The sequence below is a fragment of the Acidisphaera rubrifaciens HS-AP3 genome (genome assembly GCF_000964365.1).
In the GTDB taxonomy this organism is placed as follows: domain Bacteria; phylum Pseudomonadota; class Alphaproteobacteria; order Acetobacterales; family Acetobacteraceae; genus Acidisphaera; species Acidisphaera rubrifaciens.
In genome coordinates, this window is the sequence record NZ_BANB01000531.1 from 1 (window position 1) to 364 (window position 364).

1 protein-coding gene is annotated in these 364 nt (G+C 73.4%); it reads right to left on the bottom strand.

The features are described 5' to 3' along the window. Positions 1-364, bottom strand: a 364-nt coding sequence (locus B8460_RS22065) for a hypothetical protein (protein ID WP_048862263.1), incomplete at both ends; no start/stop codon positions are given.

Consider the following 364-nt stretch of genomic DNA (forward strand, 5'->3'; position numbering starts at 1 on the left):
AGATCGTCGGGCGACGGAAGGTCCGGCGGCAGCACGTCCGGCTCCTGCACCGCGCGGTCGCCGGCCCGCGCCAGCACCACCGCGACCGGCCGGCGCAGCAGGCGCATCAGCAGCCACTCCGCCAGCAGCGCCATCACCAGCACCGCGGCCAGCCGCACCCCGGTCCGCAGCAGCCGGCTTTGATAATGCGGGTCGGTGACGAGGCGGTGCAGCCAGCGTCCGAACGACGGCAGGCTGCGCACGGTGCCGACCGCCTCCACCACGCGCCCGCTCGTCTCCGTCAGGAAGGTGGTGACGCTGACGAGCACCTCCGCGCCCAGGCTGTTCGGCTCCAGCGGCACGATGGCCTTGACCGCCTGCTTGA